Origin of the sequence: Janthinobacterium sp. PSRC1-1 (assembly GCF_049897525.1) — a bacterium.
Lineage (GTDB): Bacteria > Pseudomonadota > Gammaproteobacteria > Burkholderiales > Burkholderiaceae_D > Janthinobacterium > Janthinobacterium tructae.
The window spans coordinates 94,629-115,857 of the sequence record NZ_JAFCWK010000009.1; the positions used below are offsets into that span (position 1 = coordinate 94,629).

Below are 21,229 nucleotides of genomic sequence, written 5' to 3' on the forward strand. Positions count from 1 at the left end.
TTTATAGGTGTGGGATCGGTGCGCATAACTTCGCACAACCAAAGCGCTTTAGTTATGTTTCAAAGCGCTTTGAGTATAGTTCAAAGCGCTTTGATCAGTAAACTAGTTTTATTCCTTGAAACTTTTGATGTGTTGCGGAGAAACATCAGGCAGGGCGGCGGCGCGCGGGCGCCGCCGTGTATGGCAGGAGGAAATCAGGAGGAGGCGTCGCAGGCGGGCAGGGTGGCCGTGTCCGTTGCGGCAGGGGCAGGATGGCGCAAGAAGGCCAGGATCAGCAGGGCCGAGGCCGTCGTAATGCTGGCCAGCACATACAGCAAGTGGCGGAACGCGGTGCCGTACGCTTGCGCCAGTGCGGCCGCGCCCGCCTGCGGCAGCAGGGTAGCCGCATGGCGCAGCTCGCCCAGCGCCAGGAAGGGTCCCGCGTGCGCGGCCTGCTCCGCGCCGATGCCGGCAAGGCCGGCGCGGCCCAGCGCCGCCACGGCAAAGGTGCCCAGCAGCGCGCTGACGATGGCCAGCGCCAGGCCTTCGCCCGCCACGCGCGTCGTATTGAAGATGCCGGCCGCCATGCCGGCCCGTTCGACGGGCACGACGCTGATGGCCAGGCCATCCATCAAGCCCCAGGGCAGGCTGATGCCGCAGCCGATCAGCAGCAGCGGTCCCAGCAAGCTGGCGGGCGACTGTCCTGGCGCGCAGGTCGACAACCACAGCAGGCCGCCCGCCGCCAGCAGCAAGCCGCTGGCGCAAATGTGCGCGGCGGCAATGCGTTGCGCCGCCAGGCCGGCCAGGACCGGCAGCACCAGCATGGGCGCCGACAGGGCGATCATCATGCGTCCCGCTTCCAGCGCGCTGTAGCCTTCGATGCCGATGAAGCGGACCGGCAGCAACACCAGCAGCACGACAAAGGAAAACGCGGGCGCGGCGGCCAGCAGTTGCACGCCGGCAAAGGCGGGCAGGCGGAACAGGGTCAAGTCCAGCATGGGCCGCGCCGCGCGCCGTTCCACGCGGATGAAGACGGCCAGCAGCAGGGCCGCGCCACCGAGCAGCCCCAGGCTGGCGGGGCTGTCCCAGCCACTGTCGGGCGCTTGCAGCAAGCCATACGTAAACAAGGAGAGCGCGCCCGTAAACGTCAGCGCGCCGGGCCAGTCGACGCCCTGCGCCTGCGGGTCGCGCGATTCGCGCATGGCGCGCGCGGCGGCCAGCAGGGCGGTCAGGCCGGCCGCGGCCGTGGCGATGAAGATGGCGCGCCAGCCCGTGTGCGTGATCAAGGTGCCGGCCAGGAAGGGACCGAAGGCCAGGCCCACGCCGAAGGCCGTGCCGATCAGGCTGAAGGCGCGCGCGCGGGCCGGGCCGTCGAATTCCTGCGCCAGCGCCGCCAGTCCGCTCGACAGGGCCATGGCGCAACCGAGGCCCTGGACGGCACGCAGCACGTCGAGCCACGCAATGCCGGGGGCGGCCGACAGTGCCAGCGCGGCGGCGGAAAACACGCCCATGCCCAGCAAGAACACGCGCTTGCGGCCATAGCGGTCGGCCAGCGCGCCGGCCACCATCAGGCAGCCGCCAAAGCTGAGCATGAAGGCGTTCGTGATCCATGCCAGCGCCAGCGGCGTGCCGTGCAGGTCGGCGGCGATGGCGGGGATGGCGATGGCCGGCCCCGTAAAACTGAGCGGCATGCACAGCGCGGCCAGGCAGACGGCGGCCAGCACGACGGCGCGCCGGGCCGGGGAGGCTGGCTTCATACGGTGGTTTGTATCCATGGGAAACGATTCCAAAAAGAGGGAATTCGATGATAATATGGACGCAATCTATGAAAAAGTGGCTGAAAATCCACTCATAACGGACAAATATTCCTTAATGGAGATGGCGAGTGGCATGGATAATCTGAACGGCATTGCCGCGTTCGTGCGCGCGGCGGAAACTTCCAGCTATGTGGCGGCCGGGCGGCTGCTCGGCGTGTCGGCCTCGGCCGTGGGCAAGAGCGTGGTGCGGCTGGAAGAAAAGCTGGGCGTGCGCCTGCTCAACCGCAGCACGCGGCGCATCAGCCTGAGCAACGAGGGCGCGTTGTTCTATGAGCGCTGCCAGCGCATCCTGGCCGATCTGGGCGATGCCGAGGCGGAACTGTCGCACCTGGCCGAGGCGCCGCGCGGCAAGCTCAAGGTCAGCCTGCCCGTGATCGGCTACCGCATCATCCTGCCCCTGCTGGCCGAGTTTACGCGGCGGTATCCCGAGATCGAACTCGACCTCGATTTCAACGACCGCCTGGTCGACGTGGTGGCCGAAGGCGTCGACGTGGCCGTGCGCAGCGGAACGCTCACGGATTCGCGCCTGATGGCGCGCGAACTGGGGCCGTTTGCCTTTGCCATCGTGGGCTCGCCCGCGTATTTTTCCCGCCATGGCGTGCCGGCCACGCCGCGCGCGCTGGAAGGGCACGCCTGCGTGCGCTATAAGTTCCCCACCACGGGCAAGTTGCAGGAGTGGGCGCTGCAGCGCGCCGAGGGCGACGGCGGCGGCGAGCTGCGCTTGCCGACGGCCTTGACCTGCAACAATATCGAAGCGCTGATCGGCGCCGCCACGCAGGGCGTGGGCCTCGCTTATTTACCTGACTTTATCGTGCGCGACGCCATAGCGCGCGGCGAACTGCAAGCCGTGCTGGCCGAGCACTTGCTGTACTCGAGCAAGTTCTGGGTGCTGTGGCCATCGAGCCGCCACCTGTCGCCGAAAATTCGCGTCTTTGTTGACCATCTGTGTACCCACCTGCATTTTTCTTCCCCACCTTCCGCCCCCTGAACGGTCTGGCGGCCGCCATGGCGGCCAGTTGCGGAATATTCCTACCCCCAAGAGATTTTTCCTAACATTGCGAAATATTTATTTGCTGCGATGCGTCACGCGACGCCGCGTGCCGTCAACTTATACCCTTTCTGAATACCCATCATGCGTTAATTAAATTGCCATAAGGAATTTAATTATGTTAATTTCATATCTGTTTCGGCAATATTGCAATAGTTTCCTGTTGCTGGAACATGGGCATGCATCAGCGTAGTCAGCGTAGTAACCAACAATTAGGGCGTGAGCCCGGTTCCATTCAGGGAGTGTGCATGAAGACAGCAAGCACGACGCCGCCACATCCGGCGCCAGCCGCGACAGCTGCCCGCAAGACGGGCCTGCTGCTTGGTGGCGGTGCACCAAATTCCACCTTGATCGCGGGCGCGCTGGCCGCGTTTCTCGACGAAGGCATCGAATTCGATGTCATTTCCGCCTCCGGCGCCGGTGTGCTGATGGGTTTGCTTTACACGACACCGCACGAAGCCACGCCGCGCCAGGCCTTGCAAAGCTGGGCCGACACGGGCGTGGCCGACAGCATCTACAAGATGATTCCGATCAATTACAAGGTGTTCCAGAAGCCGGGCATGCATGCGAGCAGTTTCCGCGACGCCTTCCAGCCGCCGGCCAACAATCCTTTTTTTCAGGCGTTCCAGCAAACGTTTGCGGGTGTGCCCACGGCCTGGTCGGACTGGGGGAAATTGATGGTGTCGTCGCTGTCGCCATCGGACCTGTCGGCGAAAAGCCTGGGCCTGTGCGCGCACTTGCCCTTTCTGGAAAAAGCCGTGGATTTCTCGGGCGTGGCGCGCATGCGCCCCGATTTCTACATCAATGCCTACAACCTCAGCGAGCACCGCATGCAAATCTGGGGCAAGCACGAGATCGCACCGATCCACGTGCGCGCGGCCCTGTCGTTCCCCTTCCTGTATGCGCCCACCACCATCGATGGCGACGACTACATCGAAGGCGCGGCGCTCGACACGCTCAATTTCGAGCCGTTCATCGAAGGCAAGGGCGAACACGCTGACGCCGACACCCTGGTCATCCTCGACATCCTCGGCGACGAGCGCCTGCTGCGCAAGCCGCGCAACCTGTACGACGCCTGGGTGCGCTCCATCATCACGCCGCTGGTGAAGATTTCCAAGAGCGAACTGCGCCTGTTCGAACTTGAGCACAACACGGATGCGCGCACGGGCCAGCCCAAGCGGCGTCTGTTGAAACTCGACCTGATGGGCGGCATCCCGGAGCAGCACTGGCCCGACACCCTGGACTGGTCCAGCTCGAACATGCAGCTGCTGTTCGACGTGGGCCACAAGGCGGGCCTGGCGTTTTGCCGCCAGCATGGCGACTTGCTGCGCCGCACGCCTGACGTTTCCCCGTTGGCGGCCTGAGCTCGCGCCGCCGGCAACCGGTCCCGGCCACCTGATCGGCAGCTACTCATCCCGCCTGGCTCTGCCAGGCTGCTTTTTTGACTGTGACACACAATGAATATCACCAAGCAATTGATTCTGACCCTCACCATCGCCTTGCTGGCCCTGCTATTGCTGGGTGCCGGCGGCGCCATTCAGCTGCAGCGCGCCCAGGAACGTTTTGACACCGTACAAAACCGCATCATTCCCAGCATCCAGGGCTTGAATGCGGCCAAGGGTTTCCTGGCCGATTCGCGCCTGGCCGGCTATCGCCTGTCCGTATTCTCCAACCTGGCCGACAAGACGGCGCTGGACAAGGCCGTGGCCGACGCCAACACGAATTTCGACAAGGTCATCGCCACCTACCGCGCCGAGCGCCTGTACGACGCGACGGACAGCAAGATGCTCGACGCCGACCAGGCCGCCATGGAAGCGTACCGCCGCGCGCTGGTGCCATTCTTTGCCGCCGCCTACGCGGGCGACATGGATGGCGTGCGCGCCACCTTGCTGGCCGGCACGCCCCTGGCCATCACGGCCGCCGCCGCGAAAAAGAGCATGGATGACCATATCGCCTACAACAACAAGCTGGTCGATGACGTGAAGGCCGAAAGCCTGGCGGCCTACGACACGGCGTTCAACACCATGCTGGCCGTGCTGGGCGTGGCCGTGCTGCTGACGGGCGCGCTGGCCTGGCACATCTACCGCACCATCAGCGGCGGCCTGGGTAATATCGAAACTACGCTGGAGAGGGTCAGCGCCTCGCTGGACCTGTCCGCCGCCATGCCTGTCGAGCGCATGGATGAAGTGGGCCGCACGGCCACCGCCTTCAATAAATTCCTCGAACGCATCGTCGACGTGATCGCCACCGTGCGCACCTCGGCCGATACGGTCAGCGTGGCGGCCGCGCAGATTTCTGCCGGCAACGCGGACTTGTCCGTGCGCACCGAGCAGCAGGCGTCGTCGCTGGAAGAAACCGCCTCCAGCCTGGAAGAGCTGACCTCGGCCGTGCGCCAGAATACGGACAATGCGCGCCAGGCGAATACCCTGGCCGTGTCCGCCTCGGACGTGGCCCGCAAGGGCGGCGCCGTGGTGGCGCAAGTGGTGGGCACGATGGGATCGATCAATGAATCGGCGAAGAAGATCGCCGACATTATCGGCGTGATCGACGGCATTGCCTTCCAAACCAATATTCTGGCGCTGAATGCGGCCGTCGAAGCGGCGCGCGCGGGCGAGCAGGGCCGTGGCTTTGCCGTGGTGGCCACCGAGGTGCGCAACCTGGCGCAGCGCTCGGCGGCGGCCGCCAAGGAAATCAAGGGCTTGATCGAGGATTCCGTGGATAAAGTCAACACGGGCAGCGTGCTGGTCGACCAGGCCGGCGCGACCATGGAAGAAATCGTCGCCAGCATCCGTCGCGTGACGGACATCATGGGCGACATCGCCAACGCCAGCCACGAGCAAAGCGCCGGTATCGAGCAGGTGAACCAGGCCATTTCGCAAATGGATCAGGTGACCCAGCAAAATGCAGCCCTGGTGGAAGAGGCGGCCGCCGCAGCGTCTTCGCTGCAAGAGCGCGCCGTGGAACTGGTCGACGTGGTGGCCGTGTTCCGCCTGCGTGGCGATGCCCAGGCAAAATCGTTGAAAGTGGCGGGCGGCTTGCCGGCCCCGGTTTCAAGCGCCGCCAGCCGGCGCCTGGCGCTGCCGGGCCGCAGCGCCCGCGTGTAAGCCTTGTGACTGCCCCGGTATGCCGGGGTTTTGGTGGTGGCGCCGTTCCATGGGGGGCGTTGAGTTCTGCACTTGTGGCAAGTGTCGGAAGGTTTGGCCGGGCTGGCAGGGTGGCATGCAGGAAGCGCAGCCCGGTTCCGCTGCAGTCCAGTGTCAGCCTGCCTTGCGGGCGCGCGATTCCGCTCTCGCCCCGTTGCAGGCAGTGAGCCCTATCGTCAAAAGTCGGCAAATTTTGCCCACATCATGCCTAAATACCCAAGCACAGCACCAATAAGGCTTGCGAGCGCAACGCCTTCAAGCGGCCAGCGCCACAAAGCGGACAATATTAACGAGGCTATGACCCCGAATGACATCCGACCGATTGCACTGGACTTGATCTTCAAGTCGGAATCCGGATCGAAGGCGTATATCCCCCCGAGTAAGAATCCGAGACAGCAGAAGGAACCTGCCCAAAGCTGCGCTTGCCGCCACGATATGTCCGTCCACGGTGCCGCATATGACAGCGCTGCGCCAGCGCTTGTCACCGCAAAAAAGACTGCCAGGATAATTGCTTTACGCAATGTGGTCATGATCGGACTGTGCGGAAAACTGGTTTGAGGAGCTGGTCAACATACAGAGTTGAAGAGTTGACCGCCAGCTGCCGATGAGTATAAGGAATGGCCAAGCGAGAAAAGTCACGCATTGTCACCTCAACGTGAACGTCTGCCGCTGGCCCTGATTGCCGTCGTTTCTAAGTTAGCAAGCTTCGCCCCGTGTCATAGCTTGCCCGAAGCAGGAGTGCGTTTGCGCTCTGGCAAGGTGAACTCTTTCCTCGTTCCATAAAACTCATCCTTGAATTCTACGCATCCATTACAGGGCCTAACGGTTTCTAACACCGATATGCGCTGTTCAGTCAACCGCATCAAACACAGGTCCGTCGAAAAGTTGTAAGCACTTCCACCATGCATCGCCGCGTTCTGGAACTTGCACTCCGCGTCACGGAAAACCATCCATGCGCGTTGGGCGCTTTGCAGTCCTCGTGGCTTGGTAAGCGCGTACATCAATGTCTTGTAGACGACGTTTAAGCGCGCGTCGGATTCTGTTAGCTCTCGACTCATGCAGAAGGTATTTTCAAGATTATTACTTTCTTCGCAATGCTCCTGCTTGATCGATGCCATATCGCTTTGTTGTTCGGAAGCATTGGTCAAGGACGACAGCGAAAGGCACAAGAAAACAACGCCCAATATGGACAAGCGGCTTAAAACGGCATTTCCCACGAGCACTCGCTCCTTCTTATACTGGATCATATGGAGGTCGGTTTCTGGCCGAACTCGGCCTTTAATCAGAGACAATTCGCTACCCCGCCTCGAATGCCTTTTCATGGCAATAAAACAGGATATGCGGCGTGTCGTTCGAATAGATCATCGCGTCGTCACGTGATGGGACAAAAACATCCGACCAATTTTCGACCAGGAATACACTGTTGCATACGAAGCTTTCGTCTTTTCCAAACACAACTACGACCTGCTGACTTCCCGGCATACGGGCACGTAACCACCTGGTCGCACTGGCCACATCATTGCCGTATGCGAGCCGCTCGATGGAGCCAACGGTGTTAACGTCCAGGCCGAGATGCGTCTTTGAGTCATGAAGGCCCACTAAATGATATGCATGGCGAGCACCCTCGGCATCAAGCCAGACGATATCCTCAGTGTGATGCTTTAGCTCCTGAACCCTCCAATGTATTGCGTTCATAGTCTCTCAACATCCAAGGTGCTCTTGGGCAGCGTTTCTAGGGTAGCATCGTGCCCAGGTGTGACATACTTGCCTTGTCAAGCGCGCCTGCCTGGATAGGCTACAAACAAGGCGCTCGTCATGGCCCGGCCAGTACAGCCGGAATTCCATTCTACTGATAATATCAGGGAGAACCCAATTGATGCATATCGAAGAAAGCATCCACATTGCCGTCCCGCCCACGGGCATCGATCAAATCTGGAGCGAAGTCGACCGATGGCACTTGTGGGATCCGGATACAAAGCAAGCCCGGCTCAATGGACCATTCGCAGCGGGAACACAGGGCAGGATAGTGCCGAATAAGGGGATGGGTATTCCGATGGTGGTTACCGAGCGCACTGCCGGCCGCTCGTTCACCGTCGAGGGCTACATCCCGCTGTTCCGTATCCACTTCGAGCACACGGTTGCCGCGGTGGATGGCGGAGCGGAAGTCGTTCACCGCGTGTGGTTCACCGGAGCGCTGGCTTTTCTGTTCGGACCAGGCGTTGCCAAACAAGTCCGGCAAGGGCTACCCAAAACGATGCGTTCGCTCAAGGCCTATGCCGAGAAACGCCACGAATCGCTCCATGATGGCGGGGTGGATGGGGCCAAGGCGACAGTCGCCTGACAGATAGTTTCCCCTCGTCAATTCCTTGCAAAGCACCGCGTCAAATTAACGTGCCCTTCCCGTCATGATGGAATACAATTCCTGCGTGGCAGCCAGCTTGCCTGGCAAGGCCGGGCACGGCGCCTTTGACCTCGGAAAGATGTTTGCTTATGACTCTGCAGTTCCCCCAGCGAACGGCGCCTGGCGCGCCATCCACGCTCCGCCTTTCACGCAATCCCCTCGTTTCCCTGTTCGTCCTGACGTTGTCGTGTTTGCTGGTCACGGCGTCCGCCCTGGCGGCCACGCCTGCCAGCAGCAGTGTCATGCTGGAAGAGCTGACCAGCACGGAGTTGCGCAGCCGTATCGACCACGGCGCCACCACCGTGCTGGTGCCGATTGGCGGCGTCGAGCAGAGCGGGCCGTATATCGCGCTGGGCAAGCACAATGTGCGCGCCGCTTTGCTGGCGCGCCAGATTGCGCAAAAGCTGGGCAACACCATCGTCGCGCCCGTCGTGTCCTACGTGCCGGAAGGCAGTATTTCTCCACCAGCCGGCCACATGCGCTTTGCCGGCACGATCTCGATACCGCCGGCCGCCTTCGAAGCCGTGCTGGAAGGGGCGGCTGCCAGCCTGCGCCAGCATGGTTTCCGCGACATCATTTTTATCGGCGACCATGGCGGCTATCAAAAAAACGAGCAGAATGTGGCAAATAAACTCAACCGGGCCTGGGGCAAAGCTTCCACGGCGAAAGATGCGCGTGCGTATGCCTTGCTCGATTACTATGACATCACGCAATCGCAATATATTGCCGAGCTGCAGAAGCGCGGCCACAGCAGCGCCGAGATCGGCCTGCACGCGGGCTTGGCTGACGCGGCGCTGATGCTGGCGACGGACCCGTCGCTGGTGCGCAGCGAGGCCATGGCGCACGGACCGAAGCCCGGTGTGGCGGACGGCGTGCGCGGCGACGCCACGCGGGCCACGGCTGAACTGGGCCAGATCGGCATCAAGCTGCAGGTGGACACGTCGGTGGCCGCCATCAAGCAATTGCTGCAACGTAACAAGTAAATTCTCCGCCGGAAGTGCAGAACTTCCGGCTTTTGCAACGAAACAACGCTAAATCACATGAAAAAATCTCAACGACGCACCATCGTCACCTTGTCCGCCCTGGCTGCCGCACTGGCCGGCCTGGGCGTGGCCAGCCAGGTCATCGGCGCCAGCACGCCGGCCCCTGCCGCTGCTGCTGTGGCGCCGGCTGCCGCCTACTCTCCGCTGCCGGGCATGCCGCCGCTGGTGGACCCGAAGAACGTCTACGGCAGCATCGGCAGCAGCAATATGAGTCCCGTCGTCAAGGATCACTTGCGCAGAGTCTACGTGCCCAACCTGCGCTCGAACGATGTGTACGTGATCGATCAGGACAGCCTGAAAGTGGTCGACAAGTTCAAGGTCGGCAGCGGCCCGCAGCACGTGGTGCCGTCGTGGGACTTGCGCACCCTGTGGGTGGCAAACAATGCCGAACGCACGGACAAGGGCAGTCTGACGCCGGTCGACCCCTTGACGGGCAAGCCGGGCAAGGAAGTTCCCGTCGATGATCCCTACAATATGTATTTCACGCCGGACGGCAAGTCGGCCATCGTCGTGGCCGAAGCGCGCCACCGCCTCGATTTCCGCGATCCGAAGACCATGGCGGTACAGTATTCGATCGACACGCCCCAGTGCGGCGGCATCAACCATGCGGATTTCTCGAATGACGGCCGCTACGCCATGTTCACCTGCGAGTTCGACGGCACCATCGCCAAGATCGACCTGGTGGGGCGCAAGGTCGACGGCTACCTGAAACTGCAGATGCCGGCCAAGCGCTTTGCCGAGTCCGGCCCCGTGGGCGGCCCGGCGAATGAAATCTGCAGCGTCAAGAAGGGCATGCCGCAAGACATACGCATCTCGCCGGACGGCAAGAAGTTCTTTATCGCCGACATGGACGCTGACGGCGTGCACATCGTCGATGGCGCCACCCTGAAGGAAATCGGCTTCATCCAGACGGGCGTGGGCGCGCACGGTCTGTACCCGAGCCGTGATGGCAAGAAACTGTACGTGGCCAACCGCGGCACGCACCGCATCCACGGCAAGCGCAATGGCAAGGGCAGTGTCAGCGTGATCGATTTCGCCACCGAAAAAGTGGTGGCGAACTGGCCGATTCCCGGCGGCGGCAGCCCCGACATGGGTAATGTATCCGCCGACGGCAAGTATCTGTGGCTGTCCGGCCGTTTCGACGACGTGGTCTACCGCATCGATACGAACAGTGGCGACGTGTCGAAAGTGAAAGTCGGCCAGGAACCGCACGGCCTGACCGTGTGGCCGCAGCCGGGCCGTTATTCGCTCGGGCATACGGGCAACCTGCGCTAGGCAAGGCGCGTGGCGCTGCCTGGAGCCGGAGTGCCGGGTCTGCAGTTATGCTTGCTTAAAAAGCAATATTGGCGCATACTGTATTTCCTGTCCCCTTACCTGCGAGGAGCACCATCATGATTCTTGATCACATCGGTTTGAATGTCAGCGATGCCCAGGCCAGCAAGGCTTTTTTTGCGGCCGCCCTGGCGCCCTTGGGCGTGTCGGTGGTGATGGAAGAGCAGGGCTGGGTCGGCCTGGGCAAGGATGGCAAGCCCGATTTCTGGTTTGGCGTGGGCGGCACGCCGCATGCCGGCATGCATCTAGCCTTTGCGGCGGACAACCGTGCCCAGGTGGACGCGTTTTACCAGGCTGCACTGGCAGCGGGCGGCAAGGATAACGGCGCCCCCGGCATCCGCGCCATGTATCATCCGAATTACTACGGCGCCTTCGTGCTGGGCCCGGACGGTCACAATGTCGAAGCCGTCTGCCACCATCCCGAACCCTGACACCGTTCATTACCAGAAGAGAGCAGCATGAAGCAAAGCGCCACCCTGTTTGTCGACGATGCGGGTCGCTATGCCTACGTGAAAGCGGGATTTTCCTGGCCGGCCTTGTTGCTGGGCTCGTTCTGGGCCGTGGCCAAGCGCCGCTGGTGGCTATTGCTGCTCATGCTGGCGATGGATGTCTGCCTGTGGTTTGGCAGCCATCTGGCCACCGAACTGCACATCGGTCCGATGATGCTGCTGATGGCCGCCGCGGAACTCAGTTACCTGCTGGCACGTGGCTGGTATGGCAACCGCTGGCTGGAAGCGTCGCTGCGCAGCCATGGCTACAAGCCCGTCGTGCGTTGAGCATGCGTGGCACAGATTTTCCTTCCTCTCACTGACGTTTGCCAAGGGCAAGCTGTCCAGCCAAAACTTTCTGCGCAGCTTAGCGCACGTTTGATCCAGATCATGCCTCACCTGCGGTGCTCACGTAGCCTTGGGACTCGCGTTGCAAAGCATCTTCCCACCAATCGGATATGTTTTTTCGCGTTTCGTGGCGTAGCCCGGTCGTCTGCTTCACCGTTCGACAGCCGGTGGTGTCGCCTTGTGTCTACCCAACCGCTATTTAATGAGGAACTCCATGTATCCATATTCCCGTAGTGTTACCCCAGCCGCCAAAAACCACCTGGAAGCGCAACTGGCTTTTTTCAATAGTTTGTCGAAGTCCTTTTTCCAGTCGGTGCAGCACTTCAATGACCTGAACATGCAGCTGGCGCAAGGTTTGCTGGAAGAAACCACCGTTACCGGCCAGAACCTGCTGACGGTCGAGCGCGCAGAAGATGTGTTCCAGGTGGCAGCCGCAGCGGGCCAGCCAGCTGCCGAGCAATTGCGCAAGTATCAGCAACAGCTGTCGCGTCTGGCCGCCGATACGCAGGTCGAACTGGCCAACGTGGCCGAGCAGCATGTGAATGAAACGAGCCGTACTGCCAAGGCGCTGGCCGAAGAAGTGGCCCGCACGGCTTCGGAAGAAACGGAGAAAAACGTGCGCAAGCAGCAGGAAGCGATGCAGCGCATGGCCGAACCGTTCCAGGCCTATCAGCAAAACGGCGCCAGCCGCGAGCAGCAGCGCGGCGCGCACAGCCGTGACGGTCAAAGCCTGCAAAGCGCCAGCCAGCAAGGCAGCCAGCAGTCGGCCGGCAGCGAAAGCTCCGCCAGTGGCAGCGCATCGCAAGCGGGCTCGGCACAAAGCAAAAGCAGCAGCGCCAGCCGTAAAGAGTAAGCGGGCTGCCGCCGGTAGCTGAATGCCAGCTGACTTCGCATCGCAAGGGCCGAGCCTTGAGATGCGGCTGCTTGAGGCGCTGCATCGTGCGTAGCGGTCCGGGCAGAGCGCCCGTCCTTCAGGGGGCGGGCGTTTTGTCGTGGGCGCGCGCGACGCCAGCCTGCGTGGCGGCGCTTCGCGCCGTTGCAGGACGTGGCGGCGTGGCGGGAATGTCCCGCCCGTCCATGCCCACGCCCAGGTTACGTGTCAGCACGGTATCTACCTTGCTGTTGGCGTCGATAAAGGCGCTCACGGCGTCCAGCGTGGGGGCCAGTATGCGCAGGGGGCTGGCCAGCGAGGCGACCAGGGTGGTATGGCTGACCTTGTCGAAATACGCTTCCGTCACGGGCCGCTGCCGTGCCCGCAAGGCATTGGCCAGGCCACCCGTATTGCGTTGTGGATTGACCAGCTTGTCCTGTCCGGGCAAGGGGGCGATCAGCAGGGCGGGCGGGGCCTCGGCCGTCACGTGCTGGATGGGCTGCGAAGCGGCCGGCGTGTCCGGGTAAAAGAAGACGGGGCGGGTGGTCGTATTTTCGATCGGCAAGAAATCGTAGGGACCGGCCAAGCCTATCCAGCCGCGCAAGTCGTGCGGGTGCATGCCGTGGCGCGCCAGCAGGCTGGCGTCGAGCGCCACCATCGCCGCATTGTAGGCGCCCGCGCTATGGCCCATCACGAACAGGCGCGCGGGGTCGCCGCCATGGCGGCTCGATTCCATCGCGGCCCAGGCCACGGCGCGGGCGGCATCCTGCAAAATTTCCGGGTAGTGCACCTCCGGATACAGCCGGTAGTCGGCGATCACGGCCAGGTAGCCGCGCGCAGCGAGCGCGTGGCCAACGAAGGCATAGTCGGCGCGCTCGCCCGCCGTCCAGTTGCCGCCATAAAAGAACACCACCACGGGTACGGGCCCCGTGCGGATTTTGGGGGCATACACATCGAGTTTTTGCCGTGGCAGGGGGCCGTAGGCCAGGCCCCGCGTCACTTGCGAGGCACTGCCGGACGACAAGGCATTGATGACGCTCAAGGGTGAGCAGGCGGCCAGGCTGGCGGCGAGCGGGATGGTCGCCAGCAAACCGAGCAAGGTGGTGCGCAGGGTCGTCATGCCAGCTCCTGATGGTGATGGATCATGCTTGTAGTGTAGGCCAGGCAGGGCGGGGCGCACATGGGGAAGTTGCAATCTGGCGCAGGTAACTGTTGCATGTTTTGTTTCAATCTTGTAGCAGCCATTTGCGTGCTGTGGCGATGACGGCGTCCGACAAGGTGCGCGTGAGTGGCGTCTGGATATCCCAGGCATGCCAGGTCAGGGGCACGTCGAGCGCTTGCCCGGCCGCCACGTCAACCAGCCTGCCCGCGGCCAGCGCCGTTTCCGCCTGCAGTAAAGGCACCATGCCATAGGCATAGCCCGCTTCGATGAAGCGCACGAAGTCGCGCGCCGAACCGAGCACATGGTGCGGATAGCGGCCCGTGTAGCCGAGGCGGTGCTGCAGATAGCGCTCGTGCAGGGCATCCTTGCTGCCAAACGTGATGGCGGGCGCCTGGCTGACGGCTTCCACCGTAAAACCATGGGGAAACCATTGCAGCGCGAACGCGGGCGAGGCCACGCACAGGTAGCGCATGCCGCCCAGCGGCGTGGCCGTGGTGCCGGCCACCAGGTCGTTGGCGCTGGTGACGCAGGCAAACACGCGGCCTTCGCGCAGCTGGCTCAGGGTATGGTCCTGGTCGTCGAGGCGGATATCGAGCAGGCAGGACGGCGGCGAGAGTAGCGGTCCCAGCGCTTCCGGGATCCAGGTGGCGGCACTGTCGGCGTTGACGGCGATGGCCAGCTCCGGCAATTGCGTGGTGGGGCCGGGCTGGGCGTCGAGCGCCGCTTCGAGCAGCTTGACTTGCCGGTAATGGGCGATCAGGCGCTGGCCCGCTTCCGTGGGCAGGGGCGGGTGGCTGCGGATGATCAACAGGGTGCCTTCCAGGTTTTCCAGCGTGCGGATGCGCTGCGACACGGCCGGCTGGCTGATCGCTAGCGCCTGCGCGGCCTTTTCAAAACTGCCCAGGCCGATCACGGCGTCGAGGGCGGCCAATCCACGGTAATCGACGACGCGCATAAGATTCTCTTATATATGGTTAGAATCATTCATTATACTTATATTTACTTTTTCTTTACACTGTTGAAATAGGGTAACAACTCCACTCTCCCGCGCGGTCCTCCTGGTTCCGCACCACCCTCCACCTACCTCTGATGACTTTGCCGTTGCCGGCAGAGCGTGGGCGGCCGTGCGCGTGATGGAAAGCAATAGAAAGGAATCGATATGGACAGCGCAATTTTCTTGAAAGGCATGGGGCTCGGAGCGAGCCTGATCGTGGCCATCGGCACGCAGAACGCCTTCTTGCTCAAGCAGGGCTTGAAGCGCCATTATGTGCTCACCTGTATCCTGGTGTGCCTGTTGTGCGATGCCATTTTGATCACGGCCGGCGTGGCCGGCATGGGCACCTTCATTGCCGACAATCCTAATTTCTTGCTGTGGGCCAAGGCTGGTGGCGCGACCTTCCTCATCGCGTATGGCTTGCGCGCGGCCAAGTCGGCCTGGCGTCCAACGGCCCTGACGGTGTCGGCGGCCAAGTCGCCCGAAGGCTACTGGGCCGTGATCGGCGCGGCGCTGGCGTTCAGCCTGCTGAACCCGCACGCCTTCCTCGACACGGTCATCCTGCTCGGTTCGATCGGCGGCCAGCATGAAGGCGTGGGACGCTTCTACTTTGCCGGCGGCGCCATCATGGCTTCGGCCCTGTGGTTCTTCCTGCTGGGTTTTGGCGCCCGCTACCTGGCGCCCGTGTTTGCCAAGCCCATGGCCTGGCGCGTGCTCGACGGCATCATCGCCGTCGTCATGTGGGCCATCGCCGCCTCGCTGTTCCTGTAATCAGCGGGTCAGGAAGGCCAGCACGCGGCTGGCCAGCTTGCCATACGGCGGTCGCAGCAGTGTCAAAGGGCTGAAGCGGGCCTGGTAAAACACGGGGCGCAGCTTGCTGAACGTGTGAAAACCTTCGACGCCGTGGTAGTGGCCCATGCCGGACTCGCCCACGCCGCCGAAGGGCAGATCGTGCTGGCCCACGTGGAACAGGGCGTCGTTGACGGACACGCCGCCCGACATCACCGTGTCGATCAGCAACTGTACGGTAGTTGCCTGGTTGCTGAACGGATAGATGGCCAGCGGGCGCGGCCCCGCGTTGATGCTGTCGATCACCGTGTTCAGATCTGTATAGCCGCGCAGCGGCAGGATGGGGCCAAAGATTTCGCGCGTCAGCAGCAGACAATCTGCGGGCGCGTCGAGCACGATGTGCGGCGCGATCTTGCGCGTGGCGCGGTCGTATGCAGGCCCCGGTAACAGGGGAATCACTTGCGCGCCCCCCGCGCGCGCTTCGTCCAGCGCCAGCAGCAGGCGCTCAAAGGCGGCCTCGTCGATGATGGACGTGTAGTCGGGCGTATCGAGCCGCGGGTAGCGCGTGGGCATGATCTGGCGCGCATGCTCGACAAAGGCGGCGATGCTGGCCTCGGGCAGCCAGGCGTGGTCGACGCTGGTGCAGATCTGGCCCGCGTTGAGGTACTTGACGAACAGGATGCGCTCTGCCGCCGTGCGCACGTCGAAATCGGCGCAGACGATGGCCGGCGCCTTGCCACCCAGCTCCAGCGTGACGGGACACAGATTGCGCGCGGCCGCCGCCATGACGGCGCGGCCCGTCTGGCCGGAACCCGTAAACAGCAGGTGGTCGAACGGCAGTTGTGAAAAAGCGATGCCCACGCCGCCCGTCTCGTCAAAAAATTGCAGCTTGTCCGGCGGAAAATAGGCGGGCATCTTCTCGATCAAGAGCCGCGCCAGGTGGCGCGAATTCTCGCTCATCTTGACCATGGCGCGGTTGCCGGCGGCGAAGATGTAGGTCAAGGGCACCAGGCTCAGGTTCACGGGGAAATTCCACGGCACGAGCACGCCCACCACGCCCAGCGGCTGGGGCAGCACGCGGTTGCGGGCGCCGGGGAAGGTGCGCCAGTCCACGCTGCGGCGTTGCGGCTTCATCCATTTTTTCAAGTGTTTTACTACATGGTCTATGCCGTCGATGGCGGGAAAGATCTCCGCCAGCAAGGTTTCGTGGTGAGAACGGTTGCCATAGTCGGCGCTGATCGCTTCGCATAGCGCGTCTGTGTGCTCGCGCAGGAAGCGCTGCAGGGTGTGCAGGTCGCGTTTGCGCTCGGCAAGCGTGGGTAGGGGGTGGGCCCGGAAGGCGGCGCGCTGCAAGGCCAGGGCGGCAGCCAGCCCGGCGTTCTTCAGCTCCATGTTGTTTGCGACATCAGGCATGTTTCTCCTTGGCTGGCTGGGCAATACGCGCGCCGTTCCAGCACACTATAGTGGACTATGCGGATCAGCGCCGCCGCACGATACGCCGTAAAATGGCCGCCAACTGTACGCTACCCTTTCCAGGAATGCCATGACCCCGACCACGCCAGACTCCCTGCACATCGTGTGCCCCCATTGCGACGCCGTCAACCGCTTGCCGCACGCCCGCCTTAGCGAGCAGCCTGTCTGCGGCAAGTGCCAGAAGGATTTGTTTACGGGCCAGCCCGTGGACCTGGCCAGCGCCCGTTTCCTCAAGCATATCGAACGCAGCGACATTCCCGTGCTGGTGGATTTCTGGGCGCCCTGGTGCGGCCCGTGCCGCAGCATGGCGCCATTCTATGCGCAAGCGGCCAGGACGCTGGAGCCGGCGTTCCGCGTCGTGAAGGTCAATACGGAAGCGTCGCCGGACCTGGGCAGCCGTTTCAATATCCGCAGCATTCCCACCCTGGCCCTGTTTCGCAGGGGCGTGGAAGTGGCGCGCCAGCCGGGCGCCATCGATGCGCAGGCCATCATCGCCTGGGCCAGGGACAAAGCCCGCCTGTGAGCCGCCAGGAAAACCATCACGGTTTTCCATTTGACATTTAGTATGGTGCCATATTATATTGTGCCATATGATAAAGCTCGAACAGAAATACACGGCCCTGCTGGGTGACGTGCAGCGCCGCGCCAGCGGTCTCGACATGACGCAGTCCACGGCGCGCTTGCGCCTGTGCTTTGAAGTGCTGGGCCTGGCGTCCGCCATCGATGGCGATTGCGCCACGCGCCTGGGCCGGCATGGCTTGTCGGAAGGCAAGTTCGTCCTGCTGTCCCTGCTGCGCGACGTGCCTGACGGACTCTCGCCGCATGAGCTGGCCGAGCGGGCAGGCGTGACGCGCGGCACCATCACGGGCTTGCTCGACGGTCTGGAGCGCGATGGTTTCCTGGCGCGCCATCCTGACCCGCTCGACCGGCGCAAGCTGCTGGTGCGCCTGGACGCCAAGGGAGAGGCTGCCGCCGCGACCCTCGTCGACGAGCACGCGCAGTGGATCGCCAGCCTGTTTGCCGATTTCACGCCGGACGAGATGCAATTATTGAGTGGATTGCTGGAAAAAGCCTGGCGCAAGACGGATAAAGGTGAAATGCAGGGTGCGCCATGAGCCGTGGCATCGCTGACGTGACGCCCGCGCGCCTGGCTCTGCTGAATCAGGGCAGCGTAGCCAGCGCCACCCTGACGGAGGGGCTGGCCATCGATTTCGCCCGGCTGCTGGCCGCAGCCGTACCCGATCTCGGCGCCGCCCGCCTGGACCGGATGCGCGCGCAGGCCACCGCCAGCATCACCAGACGCATGGCACTGGCGGCACAATTGCTGCTCGACGCACAAGTTGAGCTGGCGCCTTTGCTGGCACATGCGTCCGATACGGTACGTGGCTGGGCCTGCTTTGCCATCGCCGCCCAGGCGGGCAGTACCCTGCCGCAACAACTGGCCGCCATGCGGCCGCTGGCCGACGATGGCCATTTTGGCGTGCGCGAATGGGCCTGGCTGGCGCTGCGGCCCCATCTGGCCGAGCATCTGCCTGACGCCATCGCGCTGCTGGCGCCGTGGACGGCGGACCCGTCGGAAAGAGTGCGCCGTTTTGCCTGCGAAGCGCTGCGCCCGCGCGGCGTGTGGTGTGCGCATATCGCCCAGTTAAAAGAACAGCCGCAGCTGGCCATGCCCCTGTTGCAGCCCCTGCGCGCCGACCCGGCCGTCTACGTGCAGGATTCCGTGGCCAACTGGCTCAACGATGCGGCCAAGAGCCAGCCGGACTGGGTACGCAGCCTGTGCGCGCAATGGCTGCTGGAAAGTCCGAATGCCGCCACGGCACGCATCTGCAAGCGCGCCCAGCGCTCGATTTCTTAACTTTTTTGGAGGAAAAAACATGCATTACCTGTTAGAACTGTACAGCCCGAAACCCGCCTGGCTGGCCCTCGATGGCGCCGCGCGCCAGGCGTATTTCGCCACGGTGGGCGCCGGCATGGCCGCCTTGTCGGGCAGCGGCGCCGAAGCGCTGGCCATGGGCGCCGTCGACGGCGGCAAGCTGCATGCGGCTGCCCAGCAATTCTATGCCGTCTGGCGCTTCCCGGACGAGGCGGCACTGGATGCCTTGCTGGCCGGCATCGCCGCCACGGGCTGGCACAATTATTTCGACACCGTCAATGCGGCGGGACCGGCCGTGGATTTCCCAGGCCACCTGGCGCAGCTGGCAGGCGTCTAAGCGTCCGACGTTTTTCTTGCCGCTGCGGTAAAGTTGGCATTTTCATCCGACCACCAACGTTGATGCCAATCAAACCGCTTTTCACCGTGATGCTTGCCCTGGCGCCCATGCTGGCGTCGGCAATCCCTGCCACACCGCAAGCCCTCGTCGTCGCCGCCCGCAAGCAGGTGGGCGTGACCGTGCAGTACGATCCGCGCTATGAACGGCTGGCCTATCCGGGCGGCGACGTGCCGCTCGAGCGGGGCGTGTGCACGGATGTGGTGGTGCGCGCCTACCGCCAGCTGGGGCAGGACTTGCAGGTGCTGGTGCACGAAGACATGCGCAAGGCGTGGCAGGTGTACCAGCGGCAGGGACGCTGGCAGATGAAGGGGCCGGACCGCAATATCGACCACCGCCGCGTGCCGAACCTGGGTACCTACTTTGCCCGCCACGGCACCAGCCTGCCTCCAGCCAAGGAAGCGAACGCTTACCGCGCGGGCGACATCGTCACCTGGCGTTTGCCGCGCAACCTCACGCATATCGGCATCGTCAGCGACAAGCAGTCGTGGAGCGGCGTGCCGCTGATCATCCACAACATCGGCGAGGGCGCGCGCGAGGAAAATATCTTATTCAGCTATCCGATCACGGGGCACTATCGCTGGCAACCGCGCTGAGGGGCAGGGGCGCCATGTCTTGCAGGATCGCCAGCACGATGGCCAGCGCCGTGTCGATATCGAGCTTGTCGATGGCGCCATAGCCGAGGAACAGGCCTTCGTGGCGTGGCACGCCATGGTAAAAGCCCGATAGCGCATACAGGCTGACGTCGGCCAGGCGCGCACGGCGCAGCAATTGCGCGATGTCGAGCGGCGCCTGCGCCAGCGCCGCCACGTGGAAGCCTGCGCTGGCGGGCACCAGGCGGAACCACGGCGCCAACGGGCCGTTGAACCAGTGCTGCAGCCGTTCGCGCCGCCCCGCATAGATGTCGTGGCAGCGGCGTATGTGGCGCAGCAAATGGCCATCGTCGATGAACTTGGCCAGCGCATGCTGGCCCAGGCTGGCCGTATGGCAATCGTTCAGGTATTTCACCGTCTGCATGGCGGCCACGAGGGCTTGCGGCAGTACCACATAGCCGAGGCGCAATTCCGGCAGCATGATCTTGGAAAAGCTGCCCACGTGCGCCACGACGCCATAGCGGTCCATGCTTTGCAGCGCATCCTCGGGCCGGCCTTCATAGCGGAAGGCGCTGTCGTAATCGTCTTCGATGATGATGGCGCCCAGTTGCCGGGCACGCTCCAGCAAGGCATGGCGGCGCGCCATGCTCATCGGCATGCCGAGCGGAAATTGATGGGCGGGTGTGACATAGATCAAGCGCGTGCCGTCGGGGATCTGCGCGACGATGAGACCATCTTCGTCCACCTCGATGCCCACCACGCGCGCGCCCTGGCTGGCGAACACGGCGCGCGCCACCGGGTAGCCGGGTTCTTCCACGGCAACCGTGTCGCCGGGCTCCAGCAGGGTCAGCGCCAGCAAGTGCAAGGCTTGCTGCGCGCCGCTGGTGACGAGCACTTGTTCCTCGGTGCAATGGATGCCGCGGCTGAAGGCGGCATGGCCGGCGATCGCCGCGCGCAAGGCGGGCAAGCCTTCCACGGGGCCATAGCGGCCGCGCGCCTGGCCACCCTGGCGCAGCGCATGCAGCATGCAGGCGCGCCATTCATCCTGCGGGAAGTGTGCGGGCGTGGCGCGCCCGCCGATGAAGGCGTAGCGCGCCGGCGTTTCCTGGCTGGCGCGGCGCAGGGGCGTGGGCGTCGCTTCCCAGCGGGCGAGGCGCTGCGCGCTGGCCAGCGGCGTGCTGGCATGGCGGCGTTGCGGCGAGGCGTGCGGCGTCTGCACGAAGCTGCCCACGCCCACTTTGCCGACCAGCAGCTTTTCATAACCGAGCTTGTCATACACGTCGGACACCGTCTTGCGCGACAGGCCCAGCTGGCTGGCCAGCAGACGCGTGGGCGGCAATTGCTGGCCATCCGTCAGCCGGCCCGAGCGGATGGCCTCGCTGAGCTGGCGGTACAGCTGGCCGCCCAGGTCGCGCGTGCCGTCGATCAGGATATGTAATTCCATGGAGTATCTGTTGGTGGTCTGCTGCTTTTCGGGG

At 63.4% G+C, this 21,229-nt stretch carries 23 protein-coding genes; 15 read left to right on the forward strand and 8 right to left on the reverse strand.

Features of this window, described 5'->3' with window-relative positions:
* Positions 1 to 194: 194 nt before the first annotated feature.
* Positions 195 to 1,736 (reverse strand): MFS transporter, encoded by a 1,542-nt coding sequence (locus ACP7DW_RS19755; RefSeq protein WP_426056279.1) that lies wholly within the window; start codon positions 1,734 to 1,736, stop codon positions 195 to 197.
* Between the two features lie 133 nt (positions 1,737 to 1,869).
* On the opposite strand from ACP7DW_RS19755, the gene ACP7DW_RS19760 reads away from it, so the two are divergent.
* The 3 genes from ACP7DW_RS19760 (at position 1,870) to ACP7DW_RS19770 (ending at position 5,948) form a co-directional block, all read left to right on the forward strand.
* Positions 1,870 to 2,784, forward strand: a complete 915-nt coding sequence (locus ACP7DW_RS19760) for a LysR family transcriptional regulator (protein ID WP_426056280.1) — start codon at positions 1,870 to 1,872, stop codon at positions 2,782 to 2,784.
* A 308-nt stretch (positions 2,785 to 3,092) separates the two neighbouring features.
* Positions 3,093 to 4,208: a patatin-like phospholipase family protein gene (locus tag ACP7DW_RS19765; protein WP_426056281.1), complete on the forward strand. Its 1,116-nt coding sequence runs from the start codon at positions 3,093 to 3,095 to the stop codon at positions 4,206 to 4,208.
* A 93-nt stretch (positions 4,209 to 4,301) separates the two neighbouring features.
* Positions 4,302 to 5,948 (forward strand): methyl-accepting chemotaxis protein, encoded by a 1,647-nt coding sequence (locus ACP7DW_RS19770; RefSeq protein WP_426056282.1) that lies wholly within the window; start codon positions 4,302 to 4,304, stop codon positions 5,946 to 5,948.
* Between the two features lie 215 nt (positions 5,949 to 6,163).
* Here ACP7DW_RS19770 and ACP7DW_RS19775 read toward each other — a convergent pair whose 3' ends face one another.
* The 3 genes from ACP7DW_RS19775 to ACP7DW_RS19785 form a co-directional block, all read right to left on the reverse strand.
* A complete protein-coding gene (locus ACP7DW_RS19775) occupies positions 6,164 to 6,517 on the reverse strand; it encodes a hypothetical protein (RefSeq protein WP_426056284.1) in 354 nt (117 codons plus the stop codon).
* 186 nt (positions 6,518 to 6,703) lie between these two features.
* Positions 6,704 to 7,234, reverse strand: a complete 531-nt coding sequence (locus tag ACP7DW_RS19780; RefSeq protein WP_426085226.1) for a lysozyme inhibitor LprI family protein — start codon at positions 7,232 to 7,234, stop codon at positions 6,704 to 6,706.
* Positions 7,235 to 7,283: 49 nt separating this feature from the next.
* On the reverse strand, positions 7,284 to 7,682 hold the full coding sequence (locus tag ACP7DW_RS19785) for a hypothetical protein (protein WP_426056286.1): 399 nt from the start codon (positions 7,680 to 7,682) through the stop codon (positions 7,284 to 7,286).
* Between the two features lie 181 nt (positions 7,683 to 7,863).
* On the opposite strand from ACP7DW_RS19785, the gene ACP7DW_RS19790 reads away from it, so the two are divergent.
* From ACP7DW_RS19790 to ACP7DW_RS19815, 6 genes are all read left to right on the forward strand, one after another.
* Complete coding sequence (locus ACP7DW_RS19790) at positions 7,864 to 8,328, forward strand: SRPBCC family protein (RefSeq protein ID WP_426056287.1); 465 nt, start codon at positions 7,864 to 7,866, stop codon at positions 8,326 to 8,328.
* 149 nt (positions 8,329 to 8,477) lie between these two features.
* Positions 8,478 to 9,371 carry a creatininase family protein gene (locus ACP7DW_RS19795; RefSeq protein WP_426056288.1) on the forward strand — a complete coding sequence of 298 codons (894 nt, stop codon included), beginning with the start codon at positions 8,478 to 8,480 and terminating at the stop codon, positions 9,369 to 9,371.
* A 57-nt stretch (positions 9,372 to 9,428) separates the two neighbouring features.
* The gene (locus ACP7DW_RS19800) at positions 9,429 to 10,706 is read left to right on the forward strand and encodes a hypothetical protein (RefSeq protein ID WP_426056289.1); all 1,278 of its coding nucleotides are present in this window, start codon (positions 9,429 to 9,431) and stop codon (positions 10,704 to 10,706) included.
* A 116-nt stretch (positions 10,707 to 10,822) separates the two neighbouring features.
* A complete protein-coding gene (locus ACP7DW_RS19805; RefSeq protein WP_426056290.1) occupies positions 10,823 to 11,194 on the forward strand; it encodes a VOC family protein in 372 nt (123 codons plus the stop codon).
* Between the two features lie 27 nt (positions 11,195 to 11,221).
* Positions 11,222 to 11,539, forward strand: coding sequence for a DUF2628 domain-containing protein (locus ACP7DW_RS19810; RefSeq protein ID WP_426056291.1), 318 nt, complete (start codon positions 11,222 to 11,224; stop codon positions 11,537 to 11,539).
* 274 nt (positions 11,540 to 11,813) lie between these two features.
* A complete protein-coding gene (locus ACP7DW_RS19815) occupies positions 11,814 to 12,452 on the forward strand; it encodes a phasin family protein (RefSeq protein WP_426056292.1) in 639 nt (212 codons plus the stop codon).
* A 118-nt stretch (positions 12,453 to 12,570) separates the two neighbouring features.
* Here ACP7DW_RS19815 and ACP7DW_RS19820 read toward each other — a convergent pair whose 3' ends face one another.
* Together ACP7DW_RS19820 and ACP7DW_RS19825 are read right to left on the reverse strand one after the other, a co-directional pair.
* Positions 12,571 to 13,590 carry an alpha/beta hydrolase gene (locus ACP7DW_RS19820; RefSeq protein ID WP_426056293.1) on the reverse strand — a complete coding sequence of 340 codons (1,020 nt, stop codon included), beginning with the start codon at positions 13,588 to 13,590 and terminating at the stop codon, positions 12,571 to 12,573.
* A gap of 106 nt (positions 13,591 to 13,696) precedes the next feature.
* Positions 13,697 to 14,587: a LysR family transcriptional regulator ArgP gene (locus ACP7DW_RS19825; RefSeq protein ID WP_426056294.1), complete on the reverse strand. Its 891-nt coding sequence runs from the start codon at positions 14,585 to 14,587 to the stop codon at positions 13,697 to 13,699.
* A 204-nt stretch (positions 14,588 to 14,791) separates the two neighbouring features.
* Between ACP7DW_RS19825 and ACP7DW_RS19830 the strand changes: the two genes are divergently transcribed.
* Complete coding sequence (locus ACP7DW_RS19830; RefSeq protein ID WP_100872449.1) at positions 14,792 to 15,397, forward strand: LysE/ArgO family amino acid transporter; 606 nt, start codon at positions 14,792 to 14,794, stop codon at positions 15,395 to 15,397.
* Here ACP7DW_RS19830 and ACP7DW_RS19835 read toward each other — a convergent pair whose 3' ends face one another.
* Positions 15,398 to 16,828 carry a coniferyl aldehyde dehydrogenase gene (locus ACP7DW_RS19835; protein ID WP_426056295.1) on the reverse strand — a complete coding sequence of 477 codons (1,431 nt, stop codon included), beginning with the start codon at positions 16,826 to 16,828 and terminating at the stop codon, positions 15,398 to 15,400.
* A 130-nt stretch (positions 16,829 to 16,958) separates the two neighbouring features.
* Between ACP7DW_RS19835 and trxC the strand changes: the two genes are divergently transcribed.
* From trxC to ACP7DW_RS19860, 5 genes are all read left to right on the forward strand, one after another.
* Positions 16,959 to 17,411, forward strand: coding sequence for a thioredoxin TrxC (gene trxC / locus ACP7DW_RS19840; RefSeq protein WP_426056296.1), 453 nt, complete (start codon positions 16,959 to 16,961; stop codon positions 17,409 to 17,411).
* Positions 17,412 to 17,481: 70 nt separating this feature from the next.
* Positions 17,482 to 18,003 (forward strand): MarR family winged helix-turn-helix transcriptional regulator, encoded by a 522-nt coding sequence (locus ACP7DW_RS19845; protein ID WP_426056396.1) that lies wholly within the window; start codon positions 17,482 to 17,484, stop codon positions 18,001 to 18,003.
* The gene (locus ACP7DW_RS19850) at positions 18,000 to 18,746 is read left to right on the forward strand and encodes a HEAT repeat domain-containing protein (RefSeq protein WP_426056297.1); all 747 of its coding nucleotides are present in this window, start codon (positions 18,000 to 18,002) and stop codon (positions 18,744 to 18,746) included. Before ACP7DW_RS19845 ends, ACP7DW_RS19850 begins: the two co-directional genes overlap by 4 nt.
* 19 nt (positions 18,747 to 18,765) lie before the next feature.
* A complete protein-coding gene (locus ACP7DW_RS19855) occupies positions 18,766 to 19,101 on the forward strand; it encodes a DUF6616 family protein (protein ID WP_426056298.1) in 336 nt (111 codons plus the stop codon).
* Between the two features lie 62 nt (positions 19,102 to 19,163).
* Complete coding sequence (locus ACP7DW_RS19860) at positions 19,164 to 19,754, forward strand: DUF1287 domain-containing protein (protein ID WP_426056299.1); 591 nt, start codon at positions 19,164 to 19,166, stop codon at positions 19,752 to 19,754.
* On the opposite strand, the gene ACP7DW_RS19865 is transcribed toward ACP7DW_RS19860, so the two are convergent.
* Positions 19,723 to 21,195 carry a PLP-dependent aminotransferase family protein gene (locus ACP7DW_RS19865; protein ID WP_426056300.1) on the reverse strand — a complete coding sequence of 491 codons (1,473 nt, stop codon included), beginning with the start codon at positions 21,193 to 21,195 and terminating at the stop codon, positions 19,723 to 19,725. The genes ACP7DW_RS19860 and ACP7DW_RS19865 overlap by 32 nt on opposite strands.
* Between the last annotated feature and the right edge of the window lie 34 nt (positions 21,196 to 21,229).